At 58.8% G+C, this 26,066-nt stretch carries 34 protein-coding genes and 1 pseudogene; 21 read left to right on the forward strand and 14 right to left on the reverse strand.

Features of this window, described 5'->3' with window-relative positions; translation table 11 throughout:
* Positions 1–112: 112 nt before the first annotated feature.
* Positions 113–826 carry a BRO-N domain-containing protein gene (locus tag ACLBXN_RS14475; protein ID WP_447612583.1) on the reverse strand — a complete coding sequence of 238 codons (714 nt, stop codon included), beginning with the start codon at positions 824–826 and terminating at the stop codon, positions 113–115.
* Positions 827–1,159: 333 nt separating this feature from the next.
* Positions 1,160–2,539 carry a tetratricopeptide repeat protein gene (locus tag ACLBXN_RS14480; RefSeq protein WP_447612584.1) on the reverse strand — a complete coding sequence of 460 codons (1,380 nt, stop codon included), beginning with the start codon at positions 2,537–2,539 and terminating at the stop codon, positions 1,160–1,162.
* A gap of 390 nt (positions 2,540–2,929) precedes the next feature.
* Between ACLBXN_RS14480 and ACLBXN_RS14485 the strand changes: the two genes are divergently transcribed.
* Entirely contained in the window at positions 2,930–3,538 is a 609-nt protein-coding gene (locus ACLBXN_RS14485; RefSeq protein WP_447612585.1) for a DUF4337 domain-containing protein, read from the forward strand.
* Positions 3,539–3,918: 380 nt separating this feature from the next.
* On the opposite strand, the gene ACLBXN_RS14490 is transcribed toward ACLBXN_RS14485, so the two are convergent.
* The 4 genes from ACLBXN_RS14490 to ACLBXN_RS14505 all read right to left on the reverse strand — a co-directional run bounded on the left by ACLBXN_RS14490 (position 3,919) and on the right by ACLBXN_RS14505 (position 7,686).
* Positions 3,919–4,188: a hypothetical protein gene (locus ACLBXN_RS14490; RefSeq protein ID WP_447612586.1), complete on the reverse strand. Its 270-nt coding sequence runs from the start codon at positions 4,186–4,188 to the stop codon at positions 3,919–3,921.
* A 92-nt stretch (positions 4,189–4,280) separates the two neighbouring features.
* The gene (locus ACLBXN_RS14495; RefSeq protein ID WP_447612587.1) at positions 4,281–4,895 is read right to left on the reverse strand and encodes a hypothetical protein; all 615 of its coding nucleotides are present in this window, start codon (positions 4,893–4,895) and stop codon (positions 4,281–4,283) included.
* A gap of 648 nt (positions 4,896–5,543) precedes the next feature.
* On the reverse strand, positions 5,544–6,746 hold the full coding sequence (locus tag ACLBXN_RS14500; protein ID WP_447612588.1) for a hypothetical protein: 1,203 nt from the start codon (positions 6,744–6,746) through the stop codon (positions 5,544–5,546).
* A 214-nt stretch (positions 6,747–6,960) separates the two neighbouring features.
* Positions 6,961–7,686, reverse strand: a complete 726-nt coding sequence (locus tag ACLBXN_RS14505; RefSeq protein WP_447612589.1) for a LexA family transcriptional regulator — start codon at positions 7,684–7,686, stop codon at positions 6,961–6,963.
* A gap of 26 nt (positions 7,687–7,712) precedes the next feature.
* Between ACLBXN_RS14505 and ACLBXN_RS14510 the strand changes: the two genes are divergently transcribed.
* On the forward strand, positions 7,713–7,946 hold the full coding sequence (locus ACLBXN_RS14510) for a hypothetical protein (RefSeq protein ID WP_294259136.1): 234 nt from the start codon (positions 7,713–7,715) through the stop codon (positions 7,944–7,946).
* Between the two features lies 1 nt (position 7,947).
* Here ACLBXN_RS14510 and ACLBXN_RS14515 read toward each other — a convergent pair whose 3' ends face one another.
* Positions 7,948–8,256, reverse strand: a complete 309-nt coding sequence (locus tag ACLBXN_RS14515; protein ID WP_155293317.1) for a hypothetical protein — start codon at positions 8,254–8,256, stop codon at positions 7,948–7,950.
* On the opposite strand from ACLBXN_RS14515, the gene ACLBXN_RS14520 reads away from it, so the two are divergent.
* The gene (locus ACLBXN_RS14520; RefSeq protein ID WP_447612590.1) at positions 8,244–8,516 is read left to right on the forward strand and encodes a hypothetical protein; all 273 of its coding nucleotides are present in this window, start codon (positions 8,244–8,246) and stop codon (positions 8,514–8,516) included. The two genes, ACLBXN_RS14515 and ACLBXN_RS14520, sit on opposite strands and share 13 nt — an antisense overlap.
* A gap of 220 nt (positions 8,517–8,736) precedes the next feature.
* Here ACLBXN_RS14520 and ACLBXN_RS14525 read toward each other — a convergent pair whose 3' ends face one another.
* Together ACLBXN_RS14525 and ACLBXN_RS14530 are read right to left on the reverse strand one after the other, a co-directional pair.
* A complete protein-coding gene (locus ACLBXN_RS14525; protein WP_447612591.1) occupies positions 8,737–9,177 on the reverse strand; it encodes a DUF2513 domain-containing protein in 441 nt (146 codons plus the stop codon).
* A gap of 15 nt (positions 9,178–9,192) precedes the next feature.
* Positions 9,193–9,468, reverse strand: a complete 276-nt coding sequence (locus ACLBXN_RS14530; RefSeq protein WP_148729850.1) for a hypothetical protein — start codon at positions 9,466–9,468, stop codon at positions 9,193–9,195.
* 61 nt (positions 9,469–9,529) lie between these two features.
* On the opposite strand from ACLBXN_RS14530, the gene ACLBXN_RS14535 reads away from it, so the two are divergent.
* From ACLBXN_RS14535 to ACLBXN_RS14550, 4 genes and pseudogenes are all read left to right on the forward strand, one after another.
* The gene (locus ACLBXN_RS14535) at positions 9,530–10,000 is read left to right on the forward strand and encodes a phage regulatory CII family protein (protein WP_087864709.1); all 471 of its coding nucleotides are present in this window, start codon (positions 9,530–9,532) and stop codon (positions 9,998–10,000) included.
* A 1-nt stretch (position 10,001) separates the two neighbouring features.
* Complete coding sequence (locus ACLBXN_RS14540) at positions 10,002–10,835, forward strand: hypothetical protein (RefSeq protein ID WP_447612592.1); 834 nt, start codon at positions 10,002–10,004, stop codon at positions 10,833–10,835.
* A gap of 71 nt (positions 10,836–10,906) precedes the next feature.
* Positions 10,907–11,248: a hypothetical protein gene (locus tag ACLBXN_RS14545; RefSeq protein ID WP_043005042.1), complete on the forward strand. Its 342-nt coding sequence runs from the start codon at positions 10,907–10,909 to the stop codon at positions 11,246–11,248.
* A gap of 55 nt (positions 11,249–11,303) precedes the next feature.
* Positions 11,304–11,447, forward strand: a pseudogene (locus tag ACLBXN_RS14550) (helix-turn-helix domain-containing protein); the annotation flags it as partial.
* 55 nt (positions 11,448–11,502) lie between these two features.
* On the opposite strand, the gene ACLBXN_RS14555 reads toward ACLBXN_RS14550, so the two are convergent.
* Complete coding sequence (locus ACLBXN_RS14555) at positions 11,503–11,691, reverse strand: hypothetical protein (RefSeq protein ID WP_447612709.1); 189 nt, start codon at positions 11,689–11,691, stop codon at positions 11,503–11,505.
* An 80-nt stretch (positions 11,692–11,771) separates the two neighbouring features.
* Here ACLBXN_RS14555 and ACLBXN_RS14560 point away from each other — a divergent pair, with 80 nt between their 5' ends.
* The 5 genes from ACLBXN_RS14560 to ACLBXN_RS14580 all read left to right on the forward strand — a co-directional run bounded on the left by ACLBXN_RS14560 (position 11,772) and on the right by ACLBXN_RS14580 (position 15,684).
* Positions 11,772–12,050 carry a hypothetical protein gene (locus ACLBXN_RS14560; protein WP_066482591.1) on the forward strand — a complete coding sequence of 93 codons (279 nt, stop codon included), beginning with the start codon at positions 11,772–11,774 and terminating at the stop codon, positions 12,048–12,050.
* The gene (locus tag ACLBXN_RS14565) at positions 12,043–12,591 is read left to right on the forward strand and encodes a hypothetical protein (protein ID WP_447612593.1); all 549 of its coding nucleotides are present in this window, start codon (positions 12,043–12,045) and stop codon (positions 12,589–12,591) included. Before ACLBXN_RS14560 ends, ACLBXN_RS14565 begins: the two co-directional genes overlap by 8 nt.
* A gap of 133 nt (positions 12,592–12,724) precedes the next feature.
* Complete coding sequence (locus ACLBXN_RS14570; protein WP_447612594.1) at positions 12,725–13,273, forward strand: hypothetical protein; 549 nt, start codon at positions 12,725–12,727, stop codon at positions 13,271–13,273.
* Positions 13,270–15,312, forward strand: coding sequence for a phage terminase large subunit family protein (locus ACLBXN_RS14575; protein ID WP_447612595.1), 2,043 nt, complete (start codon positions 13,270–13,272; stop codon positions 15,310–15,312). Before ACLBXN_RS14570 ends, ACLBXN_RS14575 begins: the two co-directional genes overlap by 4 nt.
* A gap of 9 nt (positions 15,313–15,321) precedes the next feature.
* Positions 15,322–15,684, forward strand: coding sequence for a Mor transcription activator family protein (locus tag ACLBXN_RS14580; protein WP_447612596.1), 363 nt, complete (start codon positions 15,322–15,324; stop codon positions 15,682–15,684).
* A 17-nt stretch (positions 15,685–15,701) separates the two neighbouring features.
* Here the strand turns inward: ACLBXN_RS14580 and ACLBXN_RS14585 are convergent, their stop codons facing one another.
* The 3 genes from ACLBXN_RS14585 to ACLBXN_RS14595 are packed head-to-tail and all read right to left on the reverse strand — an operon-like array spanning position 15,702 to position 17,311.
* Positions 15,702–16,169, reverse strand: coding sequence for a hypothetical protein (locus ACLBXN_RS14585; protein ID WP_447612597.1), 468 nt, complete (start codon positions 16,167–16,169; stop codon positions 15,702–15,704).
* Positions 16,170–16,173: 4 nt separating this feature from the next.
* Entirely contained in the window at positions 16,174–16,848 is a 675-nt protein-coding gene (locus ACLBXN_RS14590) for a hypothetical protein (RefSeq protein WP_447612598.1), read from the reverse strand.
* Entirely contained in the window at positions 16,832–17,311 is a 480-nt protein-coding gene (locus tag ACLBXN_RS14595; RefSeq protein ID WP_447612599.1) for a hypothetical protein, read from the reverse strand. The genes ACLBXN_RS14590 and ACLBXN_RS14595 overlap by 17 nt, the downstream gene beginning before the upstream one ends.
* Positions 17,312–17,694: 383 nt before the next feature.
* Between ACLBXN_RS14595 and ACLBXN_RS14600 the strand changes: the two genes are divergently transcribed.
* Entirely contained in the window at positions 17,695–18,483 is a 789-nt protein-coding gene (locus ACLBXN_RS14600) for a Rha family transcriptional regulator (protein WP_447612600.1), read from the forward strand.
* 94 nt (positions 18,484–18,577) lie between these two features.
* On the opposite strand, the gene ACLBXN_RS14605 is transcribed toward ACLBXN_RS14600, so the two are convergent.
* A complete protein-coding gene (locus tag ACLBXN_RS14605) occupies positions 18,578–19,537 on the reverse strand; it encodes a hypothetical protein (protein ID WP_447612601.1) in 960 nt (319 codons plus the stop codon).
* Between the two features lie 124 nt (positions 19,538–19,661).
* Here ACLBXN_RS14605 and ACLBXN_RS14610 point away from each other — a divergent pair, with 124 nt between their 5' ends.
* From ACLBXN_RS14610 to ACLBXN_RS14645, 8 genes are read left to right on the forward strand one after another with little or no spacing between them, the layout of a single operon-like run.
* Positions 19,662–19,940: a hypothetical protein gene (locus tag ACLBXN_RS14610; protein ID WP_447612602.1), complete on the forward strand. Its 279-nt coding sequence runs from the start codon at positions 19,662–19,664 to the stop codon at positions 19,938–19,940.
* A 2-nt stretch (positions 19,941–19,942) separates the two neighbouring features.
* Positions 19,943–21,559 carry a phage portal protein gene (locus ACLBXN_RS14615; protein WP_447612603.1) on the forward strand — a complete coding sequence of 539 codons (1,617 nt, stop codon included), beginning with the start codon at positions 19,943–19,945 and terminating at the stop codon, positions 21,557–21,559.
* Positions 21,556–22,950 carry a S49 family peptidase gene (locus ACLBXN_RS14620; protein ID WP_447612604.1) on the forward strand — a complete coding sequence of 465 codons (1,395 nt, stop codon included), beginning with the start codon at positions 21,556–21,558 and terminating at the stop codon, positions 22,948–22,950. The genes ACLBXN_RS14615 and ACLBXN_RS14620 overlap by 4 nt, the downstream gene beginning before the upstream one ends.
* Positions 22,951–22,979: 29 nt before the next feature.
* Positions 22,980–23,366: a head decoration protein gene (locus tag ACLBXN_RS14625; RefSeq protein WP_114863910.1), complete on the forward strand. Its 387-nt coding sequence runs from the start codon at positions 22,980–22,982 to the stop codon at positions 23,364–23,366.
* A 27-nt stretch (positions 23,367–23,393) separates the two neighbouring features.
* The gene (locus tag ACLBXN_RS14630; protein WP_447612605.1) at positions 23,394–24,437 is read left to right on the forward strand and encodes a major capsid protein; all 1,044 of its coding nucleotides are present in this window, start codon (positions 23,394–23,396) and stop codon (positions 24,435–24,437) included.
* Positions 24,438–24,439: 2 nt separating this feature from the next.
* The gene (locus tag ACLBXN_RS14635) at positions 24,440–24,760 is read left to right on the forward strand and encodes a hypothetical protein (protein ID WP_447612606.1); all 321 of its coding nucleotides are present in this window, start codon (positions 24,440–24,442) and stop codon (positions 24,758–24,760) included.
* A 5-nt stretch (positions 24,761–24,765) separates the two neighbouring features.
* Complete coding sequence (locus tag ACLBXN_RS14640) at positions 24,766–25,179, forward strand: hypothetical protein (RefSeq protein WP_309279532.1); 414 nt, start codon at positions 24,766–24,768, stop codon at positions 25,177–25,179.
* A 35-nt stretch (positions 25,180–25,214) separates the two neighbouring features.
* On the forward strand, positions 25,215–26,012 hold the full coding sequence (locus ACLBXN_RS14645) for a phage tail tube protein (RefSeq protein WP_447612607.1): 798 nt from the start codon (positions 25,215–25,217) through the stop codon (positions 26,010–26,012).
* Positions 26,013–26,066: the final 54 nt, after the last annotated feature.

Consider the following 26,066-nt stretch of genomic DNA (forward strand, 5'->3'; position numbering starts at 1 on the left):
TTCTCGGCAATGAAAAAAGCCCGCGCGGCGTGGGCCGGGCGGGCTGGGGTTTGAATGAAGTCAGGCTCTAGCGTTGATGTATCAAGCGCTGGCAGCTATGAAATTGATAAATCTACTGCAGCTGCAGACGGCCTTGGTGGCTGGATTGAGCGGGCTGAGGGGGTTGTGCGGGCTGGACCTGCTGCAGCGCCTGCAGCTCGGCGCGCGTGGCCATGCGCTGGGTGCAGGCTGCTGCCAGTCGGGCCAGCGTGGTATCGCTCACGATCAGATCGGTGCGCACGGCCTGGGTCAGCTGGGCCAGCGTCATCACCATGGCGCCGGCCTCGATGGGCTGCACATACGGGTTCATTGCACCGCCCGCGCCGTGGGTAAAGGACAGCAGCATGCGCGTGGAGTGGGGCGCTTCGCCCTCCAGCATCACGGCATCAAACACCGCCTGATAGACCTGCAGCGTGGCCGCATGGGCCAACTGGTGGGCGTGCTCGACGAGATGAACGTCGCGCTGCGGGGTGCCATAGCCGCCGGTCTGGCGAATAGTGGGCAGTACCTCGCTGGTCACCCACTTGGCAAACTTGCGCGCTTCGGGTTTGCGGCTGCGCAGGACAAGGGCATAGAGGCCGGATTCGCTGATAAACAGCATGCTTCCGCCACGCTCTAACGGTTCGTTATACCGCTCGTCTTCGTCGATGTGATCGCTGATTGCCTTGCTGGTGTTGCGGTAGCCGAGGGCTTCGCAAACGTCGTTGGCGACAAACCAGGGTTGGTTGTCGTGCGTGGTGATGCGAACGGCATGTGTGCCGAAGTTGAAGGGGGTGATGTCAGCCATTGCGGCCTCCGTGAGTTGTGCGTTTGCTACAACCACCGCCTTTGACGCCAACCAAAGGGCGGTGACTCGAAGAGGTTGGCGTACCGGACAACCCTGCGGCAAACCGGCGAGCCTCGCGGCTCCCCCTCCGAGCCACCATAAAACTGGGGGCCACAGACGACAAAGCCGCACGACTGCGGTTCAGGTGCGGCTTTGTTGTCACCGCTAGATTGTTTCAGGACGCCAATCCCGATCACGCTTTACTGGCGTGACGTTGTGGAGTGTAGCGGAATCGATGCCCAGACGCAAAAAAGCCCGCGGGTGCGGGCCGTGGATTGAGTCGCTTTTTAAAAGCTATTTATTTTCGATAATTTTTTGTATTTCTTGACGGTAATTTTTAGCATCGTTCATAATTTCCACGATATTTGGGTTCTGGTCATTTGCGAACCGCTTTTCAGCTTGCTCAAGAACCTTAATGGCTTCTTTGGTACGTTCAACTTCATCTAGTGTTAGGCCTAAGTATAGGAGAGCTCTTGCCACGTTTTCACGTGTTTTCGGTGATTTGTCGCTACTATATTTTCTATCAATTCTTCTATAAATTTCTATGGACTCTGTGCTGCGCCCCAGAGAATCTAACATGACGCCCTTATTACCGAGAGCTCTGGCAACAATTTCGCGCAATTCATCACTATCTTCATTTGCGTAGCGTTTTTCGATTTCATCGTATACTGCGATGGATTCTTCTATGCGCCCTAAATGTCCCAATGATACACCCATGTTAACAAGGGCTCTGGCAACTTTCTCCTGCAATATAGGGTTGCTATTGCCTGAGTATCGAATGTCGATATTTTTGTATGTCTCAATCTCTTCTTCACTTCGATTGAGTTGATCTAATCGTAAGCCCTTGCTTATAATTGCTTCAGCTACTAATGCCTGGATTTCAATGCTGTTGTCATTGCCGAAACGTTGACTGAGCTTTTCGTAGATCTCAATTGCTAAGTTGTGGTCTAGTTGATTTGATGCTTCTCGTAGTAAATTTTCAATTTCTGCAATAAGAGGGTTAGCACTAGAAGAGGGGGCTCCATCCTCGATGGGGGACGCAACTTTCGGTGAATTTAAATTTCGCAATAATTCAAAGGAACTGGATTCTGTGGCCTTTTTTATAAGCTCTCTTGCATTGTGTGCAGTGGCTTTGACACTAGATTCCTCTTGATTTATTGAATCCTGAATAGTTTTTGAGGTTCTCTTAAGTTCGAGAACTAAAACCTGCAGTGCATCAGTTTCTTCTTGAAAGGTGGAGAGCTTTCTCTTGATGTCATCACGGCTTTTTTCTAGATCTGCTATTTGTCTGGTGTGGTTTGCACTGTTTTCATTAAACCACTTTTCAACAGCCTCCTTAGCCTCAGTGACGGCTTTGCGTTTGGCGCTTACATAACCAATAAAACCTGCAACGAAGGTAATGACTGTAATCGCAAAGCCTACGATTGTTGAGAGATTCGATATTGCTGAGAGATTGTTGGCAGTAGATGCATTTAGATCATTTACGCGAGAATCTTGGATGCTCAATCGGTGAAGAGTGATCTCTCGAAGTACGGAGAGGTCTTTTTCCTGCGTCCGTAACTGCTGATGGAGTTGCTGGATGTCAGCCTGCGTGACAGGCTGGGTGGGCGCTGCAAATGAAGTAAGTGCCGCAAGGCCAAGGCTAAGAAATAAAAGGATTTTTCGCACGATCATTTGGATTGGGTAGGCCGCAATGTTGTCTCAGTGGTCTGAAACAATTGTAAGCGTGACCCATCACAGCAATCTTTCAGTTCGCGTTGATGCAAAAAAGCCCGCCGAGTTTGGAACCTTGCTGGCTTTTGTTTGGGTAGGGACTTCTCAATTTGTGAGCGCGCTGCGCTTGCTCTAGCTGCATTTGAAAGTAGTTTGCAGCCGATAGCGTTACTGAGCTGGCGGTAGCCGCTTTGCTTTCCATAGCGCGTAGCAGGCGGCTGCACTGGTGGCCGCGGTGTTGCAGCTCATGCAGCACGGTTCGGCAGGGTGTCGGCTCTCCTCTCAAGCCGTCGGCTGCGGCCATACCGGCCCCATAATGCGCCACCCATTGCTATCAAGAATTTGGCTTCTATGTCTTCCAACGGCTTTCACGTCCACGGCCCGCACGATCACGAACTAGAACATGCCGCCCAGGGCGAACATGGCGCAACGGCCCACCACGGCATCGGCGGCGGCAGCCTGACCAACCAGATCGCCATGTGCACCGCCGTCATCGCCACGGTGGGCGCCATCTTCTCGTACATGGGCGGTGCGACCCAGGCCAATGCCGGGCTGTACAAGAACGACGCAGCCATCAAGAAGACCGAGGCGGCCAACCAGTGGGCCTTCTACCAGGCCAAGAGCACCAAGCAGTCGATGGCCGAGTTCGCGCGCGATCTGGTGGCCACCGAGGACAAGCGGGCTGCCTACCAGGCGAAGGTGGAGCGCTACGAGAAGGAAAAGGACGACATCAAGCGCGATGCCGAGCGTTTGGAAGCGGAGGCCCGGCAGTGGGACGAGCAGTCCGAGATGCAGATGCACCTGCATCACCGCTGGGCCCAGGCCACCACGGCGCTGCAGGTCGCCATTGCCCTTGCAGCCATTGCGCTGCTGACCAAGAAGAAGTGGCTCGAATACGGGATGCTTGGCGTGGCCGCGCTCGGCCTTGGCGTGGGCGGGCTGGCGATGCTGCATATCTAAGCGTTTTTACGGTCTGCTGAGCAGTCGCGCCAGGAATGCGACTCCTTGGTGATCAACAAAGCCCGCCGGGTCTGGAACCTTGCGGGCTTTTGTTTGGGTAGTGACTTCTCAATTTGTGAGCGCATTGCGCTTGCTCTATCTGCGTTTGAAAGTAGTTTGCTATCGATAGCTTTGCTGGGCTGGCGGTAGCTGCTTTGCTTTCCATAGCGCGTAGAAGACGGCTGCGCTGGCGGTCGCGGTGCTGCAGCTCGTGCAGAAAGGTGTCTATCGGATGCATCGGCATGAGATCCCCAAGCCCAGGTGGCCCAGCTCGGCAAAGCCGTGGTCAAACGCTTCGGCGGCGCTGCGGGCTGTGTGTTGGATGGAGACGCAGCCGCATTTCAGAACAAAGATGCGCATGGCGACTGCTCCTCGAAAAGCGGCAAATTCAGGTGGTTGGCGGTGCCGGCGCGCACGCGGTTGATGGTCATCAGGGCCGGGCCATGCTGGTTGCGGCGTCGTGGCTTGCTGGCCGCAGCTACCTGCTCGGCCGCCATGCGTGCCCTGGCCTTGGCGAAGGTGTCGGCAATGTTGGTGCTGGCCGAGTTGCTGTACTGGAATGCCGCGCTGGTGATCGGCACGCTTGGCAAGGTGGGGCGAGCTGCTTGCATGGGTTCTCCGGTTGAGGGCAAAAGAAAAGCCCGCTCAGCGGTTGCTGGCGGGCTTGGAGGGGGCTTTCTACAGAGAAAGAAGGTGAATCAACTTATGTCGGCGAAGATAAGTTGGGTAAGGACATCGCTTGCATGTTGTCGAATAGCTTCCCGATTTCGTTGCGCTTCTCGTCTTCTTGGGCGATCAGTTTTTTCACTGCATTTTTTGTTCCGCGGGAGTGAGCGTCTGCAAGTTTGATGACAGATCTATCCAGGCCAGGAATGATTGCCTCTTTTACAAAGCTCCTCATTTGAGCGAATGCAGTGTGATCGATGCCGTTTTCTAAGCACAATTTATCCAGCAGGCCAAGATATTTTTGGATTTCATTTTTTGAACGCATCTGAAAGGCCAGGACAGGGTCAAGGCCCTCTAGGATATCAATCGCTTTCTTGTAACGACTGTGAACCTCCTCGTCCATAGGGAAGAGGTTGTGAAACTGGGCTTCTATGAGTTGCAGCTCTTGCTGAGTGAGGGGGGCTCTTTTCTTGATTTCCGCCAAAACCGCCCCAACGCCAACTATGTGATACCTGACTTCAAGAAGATTAGCCAAAGCGCTTGCTAACGTTCGTTTTCTGTCGATACGTGCTTTGAACCAATGTCCGAAGCCAGAAATGATTCCTCCCAACAGAACGCCAATCAAAGGGATGACGAGCTGAAAAATATCCATAAACCTCTAACTTTCTTGGTCAGATTGATTTTTTGCAGTGTGTTGCAACATGTAATGTTAAGGCACTGGAAAGCTTTGAGGTTAAACCGCAGCGCCCTGGTGCAAGACGCTCTGGTTTGGCCCCGATGCGCACGGGGAGGGCGGTGCCGGGATTCCAACCGGCGTTGCCGTTCTTGCTCTTGGCCGCATTCGCCTCACCCTTTTGACCGTGTACGCACTTTGGCGGCTGGATACGGCAGGGATGCCGCGCAGAGCAGCGGCCGTGCCCGCTGATGCGATGGAGCCCGGGGACGCTCCGCGTGGGTGAAGCGAACGACATGGGCAGGTGACTTTTGAAAGACCGGGCCTGACCCGGTCGATGCCGTGGCGCCCATCGCGTCTGCAAGCTCTGCTGCACTCCCTTGATGCCAACTGCGCGCTAGCGTTGGTGGCGTTGGCCCTGTGTTGAGGGGCTTGGGGGTGCTGTCGAGGTTGTTGCGATGGGTGAATTTAACCATGGTTAAATCATTTCAGTCAACCATGGTTAAATTTCTTTGTGAAGTTTTCTTCAATTGAAGATGCAGAGATGAAAAAGCCCGCTGCTGCGGGCTCGTTAGCGAGGCATTTATCCGTGGCTTCGAAATCTATCGTGTCTATTGGATGAGTAACCTAGATTGCGCCTCTGATCGCTTGCGCTACGACCCAACTCTGCATCGCCAAGAACGCGCCGAAAAGTAAAATTGCAGCCATGTAAAGGCTACTGACAAGGAGGCGCGACACTAAGTTTTGCCGCCCTTGCCAGCTTGCGATTGCTTCGGCCAATCGCTCAATGTCGATCACCTCATACAAGGTATGCCAGCCATAAATATGCTGCACTGCTAGAGGTGTGTCAGCAAGTGCTTCTGATTTTGTTTGGAAACCACTGGGGTTCCAGCTGATGATGATTGAGCCTGGTGGTATTTCATGATGCGTTCGATTTTGAGGCCTTCCTGCTGGGGACTGTGCAGCATGTCGCTCCCTATAAAAATCTTCTTCTTCCTTGGAAGCTTGACGTATTGATAGCTTTACGATATACGGCTCGCGTCCCCCCAATCTTATGCCTGCATCGTTGATTGGTGATAAACGCCGAGGGTGACTACTCGTCTCTTCATAAACCGCAATTCCTTGTTGATGAGCACAGGCGATGATTGCTTTTTCAAGCTGATATCTTCCATGCGCGCAAAAACCACTTTGATAAGGAACGAAGCCTCCGAGGAATAACTGCCGTGCTTTTTTCGAATATTCTCCAGGCTGAAACTCATCGAATGCTAAATCTATTGGGTATTTTATGGTGGTGACTAAGTTATAAATTTCTTCTTCAATTAAAACTCGCCAGTGTCGTAAACGATCGGGGTCATAATTAGTTTTTTGTTCAGAAACTTCTTTGACCAGATCTGGGCAGCGCCAAAATGCCAGTGCGCAAGCCAATACATATGCGAGGCCGGAAAAAAATAGAAAGCCTAGTTGGAGGGGAAAGGACTTGGCGTATTGTGTGCCACTATGTAGCACAAGCCATGCTACTAACGGCGCTATAACGATCCCACCAAGGCCGAGTTGATATGTTCGCTCACTGCGCTTTCGGAGAAGCGAGAACCATGAGAGGCGTCGTACAAACCTGGCGCGAGCGGCTTCCAGTTTAGTAGGTATTGGGAATAGCTGATAGTATCTGTCGAACGGTGCTGGGTGCAAAATCCATCCCAGACGACTTTTTTCCATGAAGTGGCGCAGCCGCTCTCGATTATTTTGTTGGCGACGTTGCCTCTTGAGGTTTAAAAGAAATTTTTCGGAAAGTCGGGCAGATTCTGCGTCTTGGTTATTATTGTCTGAATGCAAAAATTTGTTCCTACTTTGATGAGTTGCTTCAATGGTTGGTTAAATTGGTATTGTACTTTTTATGTGTGCGATAAATTATTTTTGTTTAGTATGAAATAGGTGGGCTGATACATTTATATATTTATTATATTTGTTATTAAAATCAGATCGATATTATTGAAAAGGCACTCTGGATAAAATAATAAATCTGAACTCAGTTAATTTTGGAATTTATCTACAGCTTCTGTCCATTCCATGCCCAGACGACTCGACCCAGTACGCGCACCTGGTGATCGCCGTTTAGTTCATCTACGGTCTTGATGTTGGGATTGTCGGAGCTGACTTCCAAGGTGCCGCTCATGCGCATGCGAACGCGCTTGATATAGGTCTGGCCGTGCACATCCAGCACATAGACACCTTCATGGCTGGCGGGGTCGCGCGAGCCCACATCTACCAGCAGCACATCGCCGTCGCTGAAGGTGGGCGACATGCTTTCACCTTGGGCGTGAATGAATTTCAGCTCCCGGATGTTGCCGGGCTTGATGTGCTGGTTGATCCAGTGTGCTGAGAGTGCCAGGTCGCCCACCACATAGTCCGCATCGAGCGTGTCATTGCCTTTGCCCATGCTGCCGCTATTGGCCAGTATGGGGATGCGAACCAGATCTTCGTTGTCTTCTGAAAAAACAATGCTGTTCGCGTTGCGAGCCATGTCGCCCATGCCAGTGGCAAGCCAGTCCGACGACACATTCAGGCGTGCGGCGGCTTTGGCGTTGTTTTCGGCAGTGAAAGCCTTGCTCTCGCCCTCAAGGACTTTGCGCGCAGCCTGATAGGAGACGCCAACAGACCTCGCGAGCTCTGTGATGTCTACACCGGCAGCCTTCATTGCCTTCTCTAGGCGTTCTTTGTAATCAACCATGGTTGAAATCATGGCGGAATCAATGCTAACTATGGTTGCTTTCATGTTTTAACTAAGGTTAAACTTGAGGCATGACGATCCGTAAAACAGAGGCCATAGAAATGCTGGGTGGCTCCACCAGAGAAGTGGCGGCCGCTTTGGGTGTGTCTTACCAGGCCGTCGACAAGTGGCCTGAGGTCCTCAGCGACAAGGTTGCAGACCGCGTACTTGCAGCCTGGACTCGTCGAAATGTCGAGGGTTTGCCGCCGCCGTTTGCGAAGTCAGTCGCTCTGCCGCAAGCCGGGCAGGAGGCTGCTCATGGCTGAGTTATGCCATGCCATGTTCAAGAATTTTTGCTTGGTCGCGTATGGCGCGCAACAAGCTGTAGCGCATCTCTCGCATGACGCCGTCTGCGCCGCCTTGCTCGGTTTGGTGCTTGCGGGCACTGAAGTAGATGCCTGCACGGCTCGCCAGCCGAGAGGCATTACGGGTGATGTACGAATCAAACCCCATGAGCTCGTTGGCCAGAAACTTGATGCGGCGCAGGCGCATGTCATCGGCCTGGGGCATGGCATTGGTCAGCAGTTCCTCGATTTCATTGCAGATAGAGAGGGTCTTTTCCAATGACTGCTTCATGTGCTGATCCTTTGTCGGTTCGTTTGGCCAAGGTGATTTTGGTGGTCTTTGTTCGGGGCGAGGGTGATAGGCGGCGCGAGGTGTTGCAGGTGTTCAGCGAGGTGGGAGATTTACTTGCTGAGCATGACGCAATTCATTGCGACCCAGTGTATGCGTCCTACTTCCTTCGCGATCAGGTGACTCCAGAGATGCTTTCGATCTGGGGTGCCTCCGCAGGGCAAAGGCTGGGGCAAGCTGAGGTGGAGGCTGCTCATGGCTAAGCGCATCTCTCATCGTCGCCGCAATCAGGCCGGCGCTATCTGTGCCCAAGCCACGTTGAAATTACATGGATTGCAGCCTGCTGCGGTGGCTGCATGTGCTGCTCGTTGGTTCATTGCAGCTGGTTCACATATCGCGTTTCATGCCTGTCCAACGGATGTGGCAAGGGAGGAGGGGTCTGCCCGAGCAGGCTTTTTGGCCGCCGCCATGGAGCTGCGAGATTTACTGGCCCAGAGCTCGGATGGTAGGCAGGCCTTGCGTGATCTCGGTTTTGAGCCACTCCTTCAAGACGTCGAAGGTGAATGACATGGATGGCTTCATTACGTTCTCTTTGGCTTTTTTCCAAAGAGTGTCGCTTCGTACAGCCTCAGCAAATTCGCAGCCTGTCCATGTAAGCCGCCAAATTTGGGCGAAGTCCGCTGGCGCACGACCGTCGTTCGGATGGAGTGTGGCTGTTAGCAGGCCCGCCTCTTGCATCCATTGCGCATGGATGGCGAATAGCTCTTCTTCCACCCCGTCCAGCTTGTTAAGCGCTTCCCCTGGTCGCAATGCTTCTGTTGCCAGCGCAATGCGCCGGATTAAGTCCATGTCTCGTTTCACTATTGTTCCCTCTGATATCACTGGTAATGCAGCCATCGTATCCAAGAGCAAGGGAAGTTTCATTTCGGCCCCAAAGCTTCACGTCAGCACCCGCACGGCCACGCGCTGCAGCTCTTCGATGACGGGCAGGGGCACGCTGCCAGTGCGCAGCATTTCGTGGATGCACTGGTTGTTCCAGCGGGCGACTTTGCGGGTGGTGAAGCTGTCGCGGCCTTCGACGTCGAGGACGAAGACGATTTGCTGCAGCAGCAGCTCCATGGCGTGGGCCCACTCGGGTGTGGGGACGATGGGGGTTTGCTTGGCTGTCTGTGCAGCGGCCGTCAGCGATGCGCCTGAGAAGTGAGGTGTGGTCATGAGAAGCAGTGTCTCTTTCCCTCCTCACGCAAACAATGGCGAAGCAGGCCGTCCAAACGACATGCGGATGCCGGCCGACGTGACGGATGCGGCATACCTGATCGCACACAACCACCCGGGCGGCGTGCGCGTGCTGGCCGAGCGCATGGGCGTGAGCGCCAATACGCTGCAGAACAAGCTGAACCCGAACAACACGACGCACCACCTGACGCTGCGCGAGTCTGTGGCGCTGCAGGTGATGTCGGGCAACCCGGCAATTCTGCATGCCATGGCGGCGGCCCTGGGCTACACCTGCGTGCCCGCGCTGCCCGACCAGGCCGCAGGCGACCCGGTGGAGGCGTTTGTGGCCCTGCAGCAGGAGGTGGGCGAGTTCACATCCGCAGCGGCGGACGCCTTTCGTGGCGGCAAGGCAATGGTGAGCCGCAACGAGATCAAGCGTCTGCAGTACCGCTACAACGAGCTGATATCTGCCTTGAACCAGCTGCTGGCCACGGCGGCAGCGCGCGTGCCGGCGCCGGTGGAGGAGGGCTGATATGCATATCCAGCTGAGCGCGCGGGTGCTGAACCAGGCGGAGCTGCTGCGGCAGATCCACGGCCTGACGGACGCACAGGCCGCCAAGGCCTATGCCAAGGCGCTGAACGATACGGGCTTCGAGATCCGCCGTGCCATGCAGGACGAGATGCGCGCGGTGTTCGACCGGCCTACGGATTACATCCTGCGCAGCCCGTTTGTGCGCATGGCCACGGCCACCAGGCTGAGCGTGACGATCGAGCCCACCTACATGGGAGGCAAGGGGATCGATCCGCAAAAGATTCTGGATGCCCAGACCTGGGGCGGCCGCCGGCGCGACAAGCGCAGCGAGGTGGCGCTCAAGCGTGCGGGCATCTTGCCTGCCGGTTATCAGACGGCGATACCCGATGAGGCCAGAGGCGGCCCGTACCCCGGCAGCGATGACGGCAAGGGCAACTTGCGCGGACCGTTTCTGGTGCAGCTGATCAGCTACTTCCAGGCGTTTGGCGAGCAGGGCTACAAGGCCAATATGAGCGACAAGGGCTATCTGCGCGTGCACCGCGGCACGAAGAAGCAGGCGGGCCGTCGCTATTTCATTGCCTATGGCGGTGAGCGCGATTCGCCGCGCACCAACCGCAAGGGTGAGCCGGACGGGCGTACTTCTCATTTGGCTCGCGGCATCTGGGCTGTCAGCGGCACGGGCGGCGCGCTTGTTCGCCCTGTCTTGCTGTTTGTGAAGCCAAAGCTTGGCTACCTGCCGCGCTTTGACATGGACAAGGTGGCCAGGCGTGCCGACGCCACGGCCTACCTGGAACGCCGTATCCGCTACCGCTTGCGCGAGGCCGCAGGCGTATGACTTCCATGAACCCAGCAACGACTTTGAGCGCAGGCGCGCAGCCGCCTGTGCAGATATCAGGAGGTTTGACCATGCAGCAATCCCAACCCGTAGTGACTGGGCGCGACACCAGCGCCGAGGCGTTTGCCGCTCTGGGCAATGAAACGCGCCGCCGTTTGCACGAGCGCCTGTACGAGTCGCTGCGCCATGCCCACCAGCAAGGCGTGCGCGACATGAGCCGGCGCGAGCTGCGCGACTACCACAACACCCAGACGGGCGAGTGGCTGGAGCTGTGCAGCGTGGCCAGCACTGTCAATGCCCTGCTGGCTGCCGGACGGCTGGAGGAGGGCGCCGCGCGCCGCTGCAGCCTGTCGCCGCGCCAGCGTGACGTGATGCCTGTGCGCTGCAAGGCGCGACAAACGGCCTTGGCCTGATCGGGAGAGAAGTATGAGCACCATCATCATGTCGGCCTGCTGGCCGCTGCAGGGCATGTCTGCTGCGCAAAAGGCGGTTCTGATATCGCTGGCGGATCAGTCGAATGACGACGGCGTGTGCTGGCCTGGTGTCGGCACCATTGCCAGGCGTACCTGCCTGTCTGAGCGGGCCGTGCAAGAGGCGCTGTCGTGGCTGCAGAAGGTCGGTTTGGTCTTTCGGGAATATCGCCTGAACGCCAGCACCAGCTACACCATCACACCGGGCAGTTTTGACCCGACGAAGGCACCTGCCGGTCGCAGTCGGAGCAAGGCAGGTGGTGCAGTTGGCGCACCCCCCGCAGATAGCGCACCCCCCGCACCAGGCGCACCAGGTGGTGAACCAGGCGCACCTGTACCCCCGCACCAGGCGCACCCCAGGGGTGAACCAGGCGCACCCAAATCATCATTGAACCGTCATAGGAACCATCAAAGAACCAACACACCTGCGCTTGAGCGCGCAGGACCTGTCGCCCAACCGGAGGATGTGACCGACCAGACCTGGGCCGACTGGCTGCAGCTGCGCAAGGTCAAGCGGGCACCCGTGACGGAGACCGTGCTGAAGGGCGCCAAGGCCGAGGCGGCCAAGGCCGGCATGACGCTGGAGGCCTTTCTGCAGCTGTGGTGCATACGCGGCTCGCAAGGGCTGCAGGCCGCATGGCTCAGGCCTGCTGCAGCACCGGCAGGTGGTCGTGCGCCGGCGTTCAACGCGAACAAGCACGCAGCTGCGGCAGCAACGATCTTCGACGGGGTGTGGGATGCATGACGTGGCGACGTTGACGGCTGAAGCGATCCAGCAAGCGCAGGCACGCGCCGCGGATCCGGCAGACGGGCTGCGGGCCGGCCCTGCGGTGCGAAAGCTGTTTGTGCTGCTGCAGGGCAGCTACGGCAGCCTGTTCCTCAGCAAGTTCGCCACCGGGCTGAAGGACGGCCAGGGCCACGACAAGGGCATCCGTGCGGCCATGAACGTCTGGCAGGCGCGCCTTGGTCGCTTTCCTGCCGATGTGCTGGAGGCCGCGGCCGCCCGCCTGGCTGCAGAGCACCCCGACTTCCCGCCCAACCTGCCGCAGTTCGAGCTGATGTGCGATGCCGCCATGCCGCGCCAGACCTATGCCCAGCAGCAGGGCCTGCCTGCCTTGCCCGCGCCCGTGGTCGCGCCGCCTGTGAAGGTCAACCTGCAGGAGCGCAACGACGGCAAGGACTGGGCACGCCGCATCGTGGCCCGCATGGAGGGTGGAGACACCAGCATCTCGTACTACGCCGGCAAGTCCGCACGCATGGCCCTGGGCCTGGAGGTGAAGGTTTGATGCATTGCACAAAAAATAGGCAGTGTGAGGGTCGCGGGTCCTTCCGGCGAGCCTCTGAAGCGGGTAATTCGAGCCGCGTTGTCGGACTGTTTCGTGAGTTTCCTAAGGGGGTTAAGTGAAGGTTCTGCCTTATTTGGATGCTATCGTTTCGCAAGCAGAGTTTGCGCAGATGGTGGGTGTCAGCGAAGCCAGCATCAGCAAGCGCGTGAGCGAGGGCGTGTTGACCCGTGGTGAAAACGTCCACGCCTGGCTGGTGGGCTACTGCGAACACCTGCGCGACCAGGCCGCGGGCCGGATCGGCGAGACCCTGGGCCTCGACCTGGTCCAAGAACGCGCCGGTCTGGCCAAGGCCCAGCGCGAGGCGCAGGAGCTGAAGAACGCCGTCGCCCGTGGCGAGTACGCGCCCATCGGCATCCTGGCCGACGTGCTCGGGCTGGCCAGCTCGGCCATCGTCGATCGCATGGACCAGTTCGAAGGCCAGGTGCGCAAGGCCTGCCCGGACCTGCCGCAGGAGGTGCTGCTGATCGTGCTTCGCATCATGGCCGACGCGCGCAACGAATGGATCCGCTCCACCTCCCAGCTGGTCAACAAAGAGGTCGAAGCCATGGCGCAGCTCGATGCAGACGAGACCGTCGCATTTGATATCAGAGCAGGTAGCGTTGAGGAGGGCGACGCCGCATGAGCGCACCCCTCAGCCCCGAAGCCATGGCCGCCATCCAGGCCGCAAATGCACTGGGCCTGTCCAGCCTGCGGGCCGATGCGCCGCAGACCCTCAGCGAATGGGCTGCAGAGCACTTTCTGCTGGCGGGAGAATCCAGCCACCAGAAGGGCGGCTGGGTCGGCTGGCCCTTTCAGCTCGGCATTCTCGACTTCATGAGCGACGACCGCATCGAAGAGCTGGCCGTCAAAAAGAGCAAGCGTGTGGGCTATACCAAGATGATCACCGCCTTCGTCGCCTACAACATCGCCCACCGCCGCCGCAAGCAGGCGCTGTGGCAGCCTACCGACGACGACCGCGACAGCTACGTCAAGAGCGAGATCGAGCCCGTGCTCGACGGCGTGGCCGCCGTGCAGGCCGCGCGCCGCCAGGGCAAAGGGGTGGAGGACACCATCAAATACAAGCCCTTCCGCGACAGCGTGCTGCACTTGCTGGGCGGCAAGGCCGCGCGGGCCTACCGCCGCATCACCGTGGCCGTCTCCATCCTCGACGAATGGAGCGCCTTCGACCAGAGCATCGAGAAATCCGGCGACCCCGGCAGCCTGGCCAAGGGCCGGCTGGAGGGCGCGCCATACCCCAAGTTTGTCGGCGGCAGCACGCCCCGCGTCAAAGGCATGTGCCATGTAGAGCGCGCTTGCGAAGAATCCGACGCCTACGTCCAGTACCACATCGAATGCCCGCGCTGCAGCGCGGAGCACCCGCTCGTCTGGGGCAGCAAAGAGCTGCCCTACGGCTTCAAATGGGTCAAAGGCCAGCCCGCCAGCGTGCACCACGTCTGCCCCCACTGCCTGGAGAGCATCACCCAGGCCGACTACCTGCCCGGCGGCTGGCCGCTCACCGGCACCTGGGTCTGCAAAAAGACCGGCCGCCGCTACGGCGCAGATCGCATCTGGCGCGATGCGGCGGGCCAGCCCTGCCGCCCGCCGCGCACCCTGGGCGTGCATGTCTGGGCCGCCTACAGCCCCCAGCGCACCTGGGTCAGCATCGTCGATGAGTTTGAAAAGGCCCACCGCGCCCTGCAGGCGGGCGACGTCGGGCCCATGACCGGCTTCACCAACGAAACCCTGGGCGAGACCTGGGAGCTCAAGGGCGACAGCAGCGACGAACACGCCCTGCAGGCCCGGGCCGAAGACTACCCCCTGGGCCGTGTGCCCGCCGGCGCGCTGCTGCTCACCGCCGGGGTCGACGTGCAGCGCGATCGGTGGGAGATCGCCATCTGGGCCTGGGGCCGGGGGCTGGAGAGCTGGGCCGTTGCCCACCAGGTCATCCACGGCAACCCCGCCAGCGAGGCCGACTGGGAGCCCGTCACCCAATACCTGCAGCAGCGCTACGTGCAGGCCTGGCACTGCGGCAGCCTGGGCCTCAGTGCCATCAGCATCGACTCGTCCGACCAGACCCAGGCCGTCTACAACTGGGTGCGCAGCGCGCAAGGGCAGCTTGCCGGCCTGCGCGCTATCAAGGGCGACAACAACGACAACCGCAACATCGTCGGCCCCAGCAGCCTGCAAGAGGTCAACTACCGCGGCCGCAAGATATCGCACGGCATCAAGCTCTGGCTGGTGGGCGTGGACAGCGCCAAAGACCTGCTGCTGGGCCAGCTCGCCATCGACAAGCCCGGCCCCGGCTACGTGCACACCAGCCAGAAGCTGCCGCGCGAATGGTACGAACAGCTCACCGCAGAGCAGCGCGTGCTGGTCAAGGTCAACGGCAAGGACGTGTACCGCTGGGTCAAGCGCAGGCCGCGCAATGAGGTGCTGGACTGCCGCAACTATGCCCTGCACGCCGCCATGTGCCTTGGCGTGCACAAATGGCCAGAGGCCCGCTGGCTGCAACTGGAGCAAACCGTGCAGCCCCCGCAAGACCTCTTCAACACCGCCCAGGCCCAGGCTGCCCAGCCACAGTCGCAGGGCGATGAAGCCGCGCCGCCACGCGCGCCAGCGCGACCCAGCCCGTCGCGCCAAATGGCGGACGAAGAGCTTTTCAGCCCCATCAGCCTTTATTAATAAAAACCAATGCAAACGCAGGCACAGCAAGCGCAACCAGCTATCAAAAAAATGAACGACAAAGACGCAACCTCTACCCCTTCGGTATCTGGCCACAACAAGCTGGACCCCATTGCCGTGCTGCGCGAAGAACTGGCCGCCGCCGCGCTATGCCATGGCGTGGAGCGGGTGGAGGATTTGACGGAAGAGCTGGTGCGTCGCTATGTGCAGCGGCTGGGTGGGGTGCAGGTGTATGTGCCTATTGAGCGTACTCTGAAGCGTGAGCGTGTTGCAAAAGAGATACGCGCTAGCTTTGATGGGGGCAATGCCCGTGAACTTGCGCGCATGTTTGGCGTAAGCCTAAGACATGTGCAAAGGATTTTATTAGATTAAAGAGATAAAGAGGGTTCTCAATCCTGATTAAATCTTTGAAATATTTTCTCGCTAGTGGACTCTGATGTACTGTAGCCAGAATTTACGGATGTCATTCCTGGTATGTACTGCTCTGCTGAAGCTAAAATCATTCCCATTGATGCATCGAAATTTTTAATATTATCTTCAGAGGCGAAGAAATTAAAAATATGGATTTTTATCATTATTTCTTCATTGGCTCTGCTACAAACAACGCCAGCAGGTGATCTGTCATTAAGAATGTTAATTAATTTTAATATTTCTATGTTATTTTCTTCCTGGCTAATCCCGGTGTAAAGATGTATTACTAGCATCTCTGTGACAAACATGCAGTAAATTTGATATTTTATCGATCCTAAAGAAATATCAAAAATTATATCTTCATCTATTATTTCGACAGATGTGTCATATTCTTTTTCTATGTGATTTTTCAGAAATATCTGACAAGACTTCTCAATGTTTTTCATGATTTTAGTTTAAGCAGCTGCTGTATTCTGGTCGGCGAATAATTCTAGTTGAATTTTTGTGAGGTCTTGATATATCAACGCCAATATCAATGTAGTCGGATTTTCTCAGTTCAGGCGTATCAAAATGAGGCCCAACCCGTTGAGCATCTTGCCAAAGTTGAAGAACTCCTTCGACTGGACCAGAAACGGATACTTTTTCCAGAATAGACGAATAAGTTTCTTGTATTCCTCGGATGTGAGCTAGTCTTAGAAAGCTAACTCCACTTTCGAAATTAGAGACTTCTTTAAGCTTGGCCTTCTCAAGATGAGGCCAGAGTAGTGTTCCAGATTTAGGCTTTTTATTTGCTGGAATGTTTTCATAACCATCTTTAATTAAAGTGGTTGATTTGTGATTCTCTTCGAAATCAAAATCAACTATCCAGAGAAGATTCTTTTTTAAGACCATATCAAGAGAAGATGTGCCATTCTTAAGGCTAAAGATCTCCTCCTCAGTTGTTATGCAGATAATTAATCTATATTCTTCTTGAGAATAATCAATATCACTAAAGTATGCGAAAAATAGGATATTTTTTTTCTCAAATGTGAAAATTTTTGGGCCGTCGAATTCGTAAAGAATTTCTTTTGTTTGAAAATCTTTGAAGCTTATATCTAATATGTCTTCATTATTGATTTCCCACATGCGAGACCTCCTTTACTATTCTGAAATTAACGTGACGATTATCGTTTTTATATGGCCACCAAGTATGGTGTTTAGGATTGAGGAATGTTTGCTTTATATATCCGTCATTTTCATCAAGCTTCGCACTTGCAATTCTTGTTCCAAGGGCAGGTATTGCATTTAATTGATGTTCGCAGCTTTCAATGTCGCTGAATACAGATAATCCATGTTTGGTGCAGATTTTAAATGGGTCAGTAATCTTTTTGTATTTATTGTTTTCTTTTGCAGTTTTGAAGCCTGGATCATTTGAAGATATTTCAGTACATATCAAGTAAACATCACCATCGCATGGATTCGCTCCTTCAAGTGGGCATTGATCTGGAAAATCTTCAAATTTTTTTATTTCAGTCGAAGAATTGGCTGGTAGCCGATTAACCTCTTGTGAATCCTCTACAACTTCAACTAATTTTAAATTTGTGTTCATTTTTCTTGAAATTGGTCTCTCTTGCGCGCGACTCTATCACAGCGTGGATTTCTCTATTCAAAGACATTTGGAGTGAGCCGCCTTCTGCTATTCCGGAAAGTTCTCTTGAGGTAAGATCAATGCTCACGCCCGTAAGCGTGACCTGGGCTTGGCGGCCCGGAACGTAGGCGCAGCAGCCGCGCCCATACAAACAATGTTGGTTTGCGGCTTTTTGCTTTCTTGAGCATGCTGTGCACGCATGGCTCCGCTTTACGGTGGGCCGTGTGGGGACACCCGCGAGGGTGTGCCGGTTCCTACGGCCGGTCCGCCAACCCTGCACGGTCCATCACCTCTGTTTGGCGGCAGTGGGGATGGGTTGACAACTTGTTCCGTAGGAGCCTGTCATGGCTAACATCACCACTGCTTCGTCTGTAGATGTCGTTTCTGCTCGCCCCGAGCTTTCCATCCATAACGGCATCGTCACCACCACAAGTCTTCAAGTCGCACAGTTCTTTGGCAAACGCCATGACAACGTGTTGCGCGCTGTCCGTGCTTTGATTCGTGAAATGGCTTCGGAAGACCGCCCCCTCAATTTTGAGGAGACGGTCGATGTTCGAACCAATCCCAGCGGTGGTGCGCCAATTTCGACACCTGCCTACCGCATGACCCGCGAAGGCTTCATGTTGCTGGCTATGGGCTTCACCGGCAAAGAGGCACTGCGCTGGAAGCTGGCCTATATCGCCGCCTTCAACCGCATGGAGTCCGAACTGCAAAAGCCTGCGCAAGACCCGCAGCGCATCCAGCTCGCCCAGCGTCTGGCCACCCAGGCGGCAGCGCAGGTCACGCAGGCCGTGTTTGACGCCGTAATGGCAGCAGACAACACCGATTGGCGCCATGCCCGCTACCTGCTCAACCTGGGCTACGACCGCGAAGGCCAGCCCAGCGTGCCCCATGCCCAGCCCATTAGCGACGACCAGATGATCGTCTCTTTCAACGCACTGCCAGAGCGCATCGCCAGCGGCGAGATCCTCTCCGCCACCGACGCCCAGCTCGCCACCCTGGCTACCGCATGCACCCAGCGCCTCACCCAACGCGCCCAGCACCGAGAAAAGCAGGCTGCCAAGCCTGGCCGTCCCGCCACGAAAACTGCACCCAGCATGCCGCCTGGCACGCTGATGATGACCTTCAAGTAATCAGTTGTGATAGCTGATAGCGATTGATGGATAAGCGCTAGAGGCTTGTTTGGCTTGATTTTTTTGAATGCCTCGGACCAAGCGCCGGGGCTTTTTATTGCTTGTCGTCTTTGCGATCCCACATCAGGGATGCCAAGCCTCCAAGCAAGACGCCCGCAGCAAGCGTAGGTAGCGATGCGATGGGGGCTGCAGAACTAGCGGGTGTGGTCTGAGTCGGTGTGTTTTGTTCAGACGAAGTTGCTGGTTCCTCTTTGGGCTTGGCGGTGGGGTCGTACAGCAGCACCAGGTCGCGGAGCATGCGGTTAAGCATGGTTTTGTTGCCAGCCTGGCTCCAGCCGATCTTGCTGAACCAGTCTGTGATCACTACAACGAGTTGCTTGAGTGCCGTAACGAAGCCCCAGAGGATGACGAAGTAGTACACACCTTTGATAGCGAGAACTGTGCCAAACACCCATGGACCACCTTGGTTGTGTATTTCTGCGATCAAGTCGGGCAGTGGGGCAGACTCTGAGCCTTTGAGCAGTGTCACGACCAGAGCAGCAAGTGCAAGAAATAGGGAGAGGATGCGGGCTTTGGAGTCCGGGTCGTAGATAGAGCGCAGCATGTCTTGAAGATCTAGGTCGAAGACGGATCGGCTGCCTTTTTCAAGATTTCGTAGGTCCGATATTTCCTTGGCAATGGCATTGAAGTGGCTTGTGTCTTTGCCACAGATCTCGCTGAGTACAACTTTTTTGGCAAGCTGCTCTTTTTTGTAGAGGGACAAGTCAGCTACGTTGGTCGGAGCTGATGGATGTAATAGAAGTTGTCTGCTTTTGTAGATCTGTATTGCAAACACCGAAGCGAGGAATGCCAGTTCCCAGCAGAACAAGGAGATCCAATAGACATCGATGGGCTCAAGAAAAAGTGCACTCCATGCCAGGGTGACCACGTAGTACCCAAAGCCCGTGACACTGATAGCCCAGATGACCCAATGGATGCTGAGCAACTTTGGGTAGAGATGCCGTCCTTCGATTTGCTTGAAATACGCAGCGGCCATTTCATAGTATTTCTCCACGCCCGTTCCCCCTCCGTATCGTTTTATGTTGTCGTGTATCTTAACTTTGCTATCAATTTGATTGCTGATGTTATTGCTGCATAAGCGTTCGTAGCCTGCGACATGTTTTTGTGACAGCCGTCACATGGCTTTGTCGCAGCCATCCGCCGACCATCGGCGCATGGGTCTCTACAGCCACCTCACCACCGAACAGCTCACCGCCCGGCGCGACAGTTATCTGGCCGCCATCGATGCGCGACTGACCGGCCCCACACAGGCCAGCCACAGCACCGACGGCGTGGGCGCGCGCTCCGTGCAGTTCAATGCCGACACGACGCAGCTGCGCCGCGCCATTGACGATATCAACGCCGAACTGGCCCAGCGCAACGGCCAGACCATGCGCAAGCCCATCTACCTGGTGTAAGCATGGGCCGCAAGAACCAACTAAGCCGTCAAAGCCGCAGCCGCACGTCGTTTGCGGCGTCCCTGGGCGCAGCGCCGCTCAAGGGCGGGGCTGCCATGTCTGCCTACCAGGGCGCATCGCACGCCGATCTGGCCCTGAGCGACTGGCAGCCCATGGCGGGCAGCGCCGATGCCGACCTGCTGCCCGAGCTGGGCACGCTGACCAGCCGCGCCCGCGACCTGGCCCGCAATGACGGGCTGATGGCCGGCGGCCTGCAGACCCACCGCGACAACGTGGTGGGCGCGGTGCTGCGCCTGTCTGCCGTGCCCGACTACCGCCTGCTGGGCTGGACGCCCGAGCAGGCCCGCGAGTGGGGCAACAAGGTAGAGGCGCACTTTCGCAGCTGGGCCGACACGACGGATTGCGATGCCGCCCGCACGCTGGATTTGCTGGGCCTGACGGTGCTGGCCCTGGGCGGCGAGATGGTCAACGGCGATGCCGTGGCCATTCCCAAATGGCTGCCCCGGCCCGACAGCCCCTGGGCCACGCGCCTCAGCGTGATCGAGGCCGACCGGCTGGAGACCCCGCCGTACCTGGAGGGCATGGCCCGCATTCGCCGTGGCGTGGAGCTGGACGGCGAGGGCGCGCCCGTGGCCTACCACTTTCGCGCCGCGCACCCTGGCGATGCGCTGTACCTGCGCGGCGACGAGGCGCAGGACCTGAACCGCTGGGAGCGCGTGCCCGCCTTTACCCCCTGGGGCCGCCGCCGCGTGGTGCACCTGCATGCCAAGGAGCGCACGGGCCAGAGCCGGGGCAAGCCCATCGTCAGCGCCGTGATGCGAGAGTTTCATATGGCGGGCAAATACGCCCAGAACGAGCTGCAGGCCAGCCTGGCCAACTCGCTGGTGGCGGCGTTTCTGGAGTCGGATCTGAGCCAGGAGGCGGCGTCGTCGTTGTTTGGCGATCAGGCGCGCGATGTGTGGAAGGAGTCTGTCACCCAATCCCGCAGCATCGGCAAGCTACAGGCCGGGGCCGTGATCCCGCTGCCCGTGGGGGCGCGGCTGCAGTCGTTTGCGCCGGGCCGCCCCAATGTGGCGTTCGAGGCCTTCATGCTGGCGGTGGAGCGGCGCATTGCCGCAGGCATGAACCTGCCGTACGAGCTGTTTGCCAAGGACTTCAGCCGCGTGAACTACAGCAGCGCCCGCGCTGCGCTGCTGGAGGCGTGGCGCTACTTTCACGGCCGCCGCCGCTGGCTGACCGCCACCTGGCTGCGGCCTATCTACGAGCTGTGGCTGGAAGAGGCAGTGAACGCGGGCGTGATCGACGCGCCCGGCTTTTACGCCAACCGCTATGCCTACACCCGCTGCCGCTTTGTGTTTGGCGGCAAGGGCTGGGTGGACCCGGTAAAGGAAGTGCAGGCCGCCAAGCTGCGGCTGGAGATTGGTGTCTCCACCCTGGAGCAGGAATGCGCCGAGCAGGGCCTGGACTGGGAAGAGGTGCTGCACCAGCAGCGCCTGGAGGCCGAATGCCGCCGCGAGCACGGCCTGCCCGAGCCCGGTGCCACCACCTGGATAGCCAACACCGCAGACAACGGCGGCGACAAGGAAGAGGGCGCACCCGCCCGAAAGGATGCGCCATGAGCCGTCAGATGAGCAGACCCTATCCGCATTTGGCCGACCGCCTGTTCAACACCCCGCTGCTGCTGCACCCGCAAAAGCTGGACGCCATCATCGCCGGCCTGGGCCAGCGCCTGCTGAGCACCGAGGGCTTGCAGATCGATGCCGCCGCCCTCAGCCCGCGCGCGGCTTTGCCCGCAGAGATGTTCACCACCCGCAAGGGCGAGCGCACCGAGCGCGGTTACCGCGTGAACGAGGGCGTGGCCGTCATCAGCGCCATGGGCGGCCTGGTGCACCGCACCCGGCTGGAGGCCGACAGCAGCCTGCTGATTGGCTACAACGACCTGGCCGCCGACATGGAAGACGCCCTGGCCCAGCCCGAGGTACATGCCATTGCCCTGGTGCTGGACAGCCCGGGCGGGGAGGTGTCGGGCGCGTTTGAGCTGGCAGACCGCATTTACGCCGCACGCGGCCGCAAACCCATTGTGGCCGTGGCCGACGGCATGGCGGCCAGCGCTGCCTACCTGGCCGCTAGTGCTGCAGACGAGGTGGTGCTGACCACCACGTCTTACGTGGGCTCCATCGGCGTGGTTATGCGCCATGTGGACTACAGCCGCGCGCTGGCCAATGAGGGCATCAACGTGAGCCACATCTTTGCCGGCGAGCACAAGGTGGACGGCAACCCCTACCAGCCCTTGCCCACATCGGTGCGCGAGTACCTGCAGGCCGACATCGAAGGCCTGTACCAGATGTTTGTGCAGGCGGTGGCCAAACACCGCGGCATGCAAGAGCAGGCCGTGCGCGACACGCGCGCCGCCGTGTACCGGGGCGTGGCCGGCGTGGCTGCACGCCTGGCCGACCGCATCGGCACGGCAGATGCCGTGATTGCCGACCTGTCTGCGCGCCGCACTCGCAGTTACCCCGCAGGGGCGGGGATGTCTTTTCAACTTGAAGGAGCTTCTATGGGCGACCCCCAAACCATTCAACCGGCGGCGGCTGCGCCTGCCGAACCTTCCACGGCAACGGTTGCGGCCCCCGCCGCTGCATCGGCTGCCGCACCTGTTGCAGCAACTGCGCAAGGCCTGGAGCAAGCCCGCGCCGAAGGCGCACAGGCCGAGCGTGCCCGCGTCAGCGCCATCCTGGGCCATGCCAATGCCGCAGCCAACCCGACCCTGGCGCAGACCTGCATTTCGGGTGGCCTGACGGCAGAGCAGGCCCAGGGCGTGCTGGATGCCGCACCGGCGGCTGCCGTGGCCGCTTTGGCCCCCGCTGCCAGCAACCAGTTTGCCCAGGCCATGGCGGCGCTGGGCAACCCCAATGTCTCGGGCGTCGAGGCGGCCAGCCCCGACGGCTCTGCACAGGCGGCCACCCAGGCCGCAGCCGGTTGGGGCAAGGCCTTTGGCACCGCACCGTAACGCAACCCCCACCCATAGGAGCACACACCATGCAAGTGCAAGAACTCGGCCCCGGCACGGCCTGCTATCTGGTCAGCGAGGCCAACGGAACGCGCTCGCGCGAAGTGGTCACTATCGCGCAGGGCCAAAACCTGCTGCCCGGCGCTGTGCTGGGCAAGGTTACTGCCACTGGCAAATACGTAGCCGTAGACCCCGCCAATGGCAGCGGCGAAGGCGGCACGCCCGACGGCAGCCAAACCGCCGTGGCCGTGCTGTTTGCCGCCGTGGACACCACCGCCGCTGAAAAGCCCGGCGTGATTACCGCCCGCGACGCCGAGGTGGCCGCCCATGCGCTGGCCTGGCCCGCAGGCACCACCGAACCCCAGAAAACCGCTGCCCTGGCCCAACTGGCCGCCGTGGGCATTGTTGCGCGCTGAAGCCGCGCGAGAAAAAGGACTACCGATATGGCCGATCTCAATATCTTTGCGCACGAGGCATTCAGCATGACCTCGATGTCCACCGCCATCCAGGCCGCGCCCTATGCGCCGCAGCTGCTGGGCCAGCTGGGCATCTTTACCACCGAGCGCTCGCGCACCACCACCGTGGCGATCGAGGAAAAGGGCGGCGTGCTGTCCCTCATCAAGACCAGCCCGCGCGGCGCGCCCATCGAAGAAGGCAAGGGCGAAAGCCGCCGCATGCGCCACTTCGACACCCTGCGCATTGCGCGCGGCAAGACGCTGTACGCCTCGTCGGTGCAGAACATTCGCGCCTTTGGCTCCGTCAGCGAGCTGCAGGCCGTGCAGAATGAGCTGGCCGACATCATGAACGGCAAGACCGGCCTGCGCGCCGCCGTGGAGCTGACGCACGAGCACATGCGCCTGGGCGCCGTGCAGGGCAAGGTGCTGGACGCCGACGGCACCGTGCTGGTGAACTGGTATGAAGAGTTCGGCATCGATCAACCTGCCGAGATCAACTTCGACCTGGCCAACGCCACGGCCGATGGCGGCGAGATCCGCAAGCAGTGCAATGCGCTGATTCGCGCCATGATGCGCGCCAGCCATGGCGCCTGGCTGCCCGGCCAGACCTATGCCGTGGGCCTGTGCGGCGACAACTTCTTCGACGATCTCACCGCCAACGCCGAAACCCGCAGTACCTACCTGAACCAGCAGGAGGCACGCGACCTGCGCAACGATGTGGGTCAGGTCTTCGGCTCGTTTCGCTACGGCAACATCCTGTTCATCAACTACCGCGGCACCGACGACAACAGCACCGTGGCCGTGCACCCGGACAAGTGCCAGTTCTTCCCCGTGGGCGCGCCGGATGCGTTTCGCGTCGGCTTCTCGCCGGCCGAATCCTTCCCCTTCGTCAACACGCCCGGCCAGGACGTGTACGCCATGGTGGTCACGGACAAGGACCGCCAGGAGTGGGTGCGCCCCGAGGTGCGCAGCTACCCGCTGTTCATGTGCACCCGCCCCGGCATGCTGCAGCGTGCCAAGCGCAAGGCCTGAGCATGTTGGCAAGTTCTGCACCTTTTGCGCAGGTGGATGCGCTGATCAACCAGGGCGTGAGCCAGCTGCTGGCCAACGCCACGGCCAGCTGGCAGGGCGGCAAGCCGTTTGGCGTGGTCTTCAACCGCACGCCGCTGGAAGGTTTTCTGGCCGATGCCGCCACCGCCGAGCGCCACACCGTGGCCATGCCGGTGGGTGAGGCCCCCGGCATTGCCGAGGGCAGCACCGGCCTGCTGCTGGGCGGCCAGCCCTGCCAGGTCACGGGGCCGGTGGTGCAGGACGCCAGCGGCTGGGCCGTGTTCCCCATCGTCTTTCTGAACTGACCGCCATGTTGTTGCTTGAGCAAATCATCAAGTCGCGCCTGGCAGGGCGCAGTGCATTGGCCGCCTGGCAGGTGCGCGGTGCATCGCAGCTGTGCGACCGCACGCAGGTGCCGGCCATCGAGGTGCGCATGTCCGGTGCAGGTCTGGGCGATGTGTCGCGCGAGGCGGCCCAGCTGGAGCCGCGCTGGTCCTGCGTGCTGGTGAACCGGCGCAGCGACACCGCTGCTGCCGAGCTGGACGCCGCCATGGAAGAAGTGGTGGGCTGCCTGCACGGCTGGCGGCCTGCTGTGCCGGGCGGGCGGGCCTGGTCCGAGCTGCGCGCCGCCGGCGTGCGCGAGGCCGAGTTTGTGGACGCCGGCCTGGTCGGCTACGCGGTGGAGTTCACCACCGTCTCTGTTTTCGAGTCGCTGGACGCCTGAGGCCGGCGCCATTCAATCTTTCATAGGAGCTAGCCATGGCTGCACTGCCCCGCGTCAAGAAGGAATACCAGATTCCGCGTGGACGCCTTGTTTTCTATCCGTTCGATGCGGCGGGCCGCCTGCTGGGCGGCCGCCAGTTCGGCAACTGCCCGGCCTTCTCTTTGAGCGTGGAGGGCGACAAGGCCCCGCACTACAGCTCGCAGGGCGGCCTGCGCGAGAAGGACGAAGAAGTCCTGATCGAGATCACCCGCAAGGCGGCAATCACCACTGACAACATCAGCGGCAGCAACCTGCGTATGTTTCTGTCCGGCACGGCAGAAACGCACACACAGGCCACAGCCACGGTGACGGACGAGGCGCACACGGTGGAGCCGGGCGGTATCTACCGCCTGGGCGTGACCGCAGCGGCCCCCACCGGTGCACGCAAGCTGAGCGCCGTTACCGTCAAGAGCAAGGACGGCACCACGACCTTTGCAGCGGGCACCGATTACACGGTGGATGCCGACCTGGGCCTGCTGCAGATCGCAGAGGGCGGCGAGATCGATGCGGGCACTGAGGTGCTGTTGGGCTACACGGCGGCCGAGACCAGCTGGGAGCGCATCAAGTCCGGCAACGGCGCGGATCTGAAGGGCGCGCTGCAGCTGATTGCCGACAACGCCCACGGCACCAATCGCGACTGGTGGTTCCCCAGCGTGGCGCTGTCGCCCACGGGCGAGCTGCCGCTGATTCAGGACGGCACCGATTACAGCCAGTTCGGCTTCGATGTGGAAGTGCTCAAGCCCGACAACGGCGAGGCCGTCTATGTGGATGGCCGCGCTGCGCTGATTCCTTAGCCCATCTCCATCCAGACCTCCCGGCGTGCCGGGGCGGTTTGCACTGCGGCCAGC

This window comes from Comamonas sp. C24C, assembly GCF_053345995.1.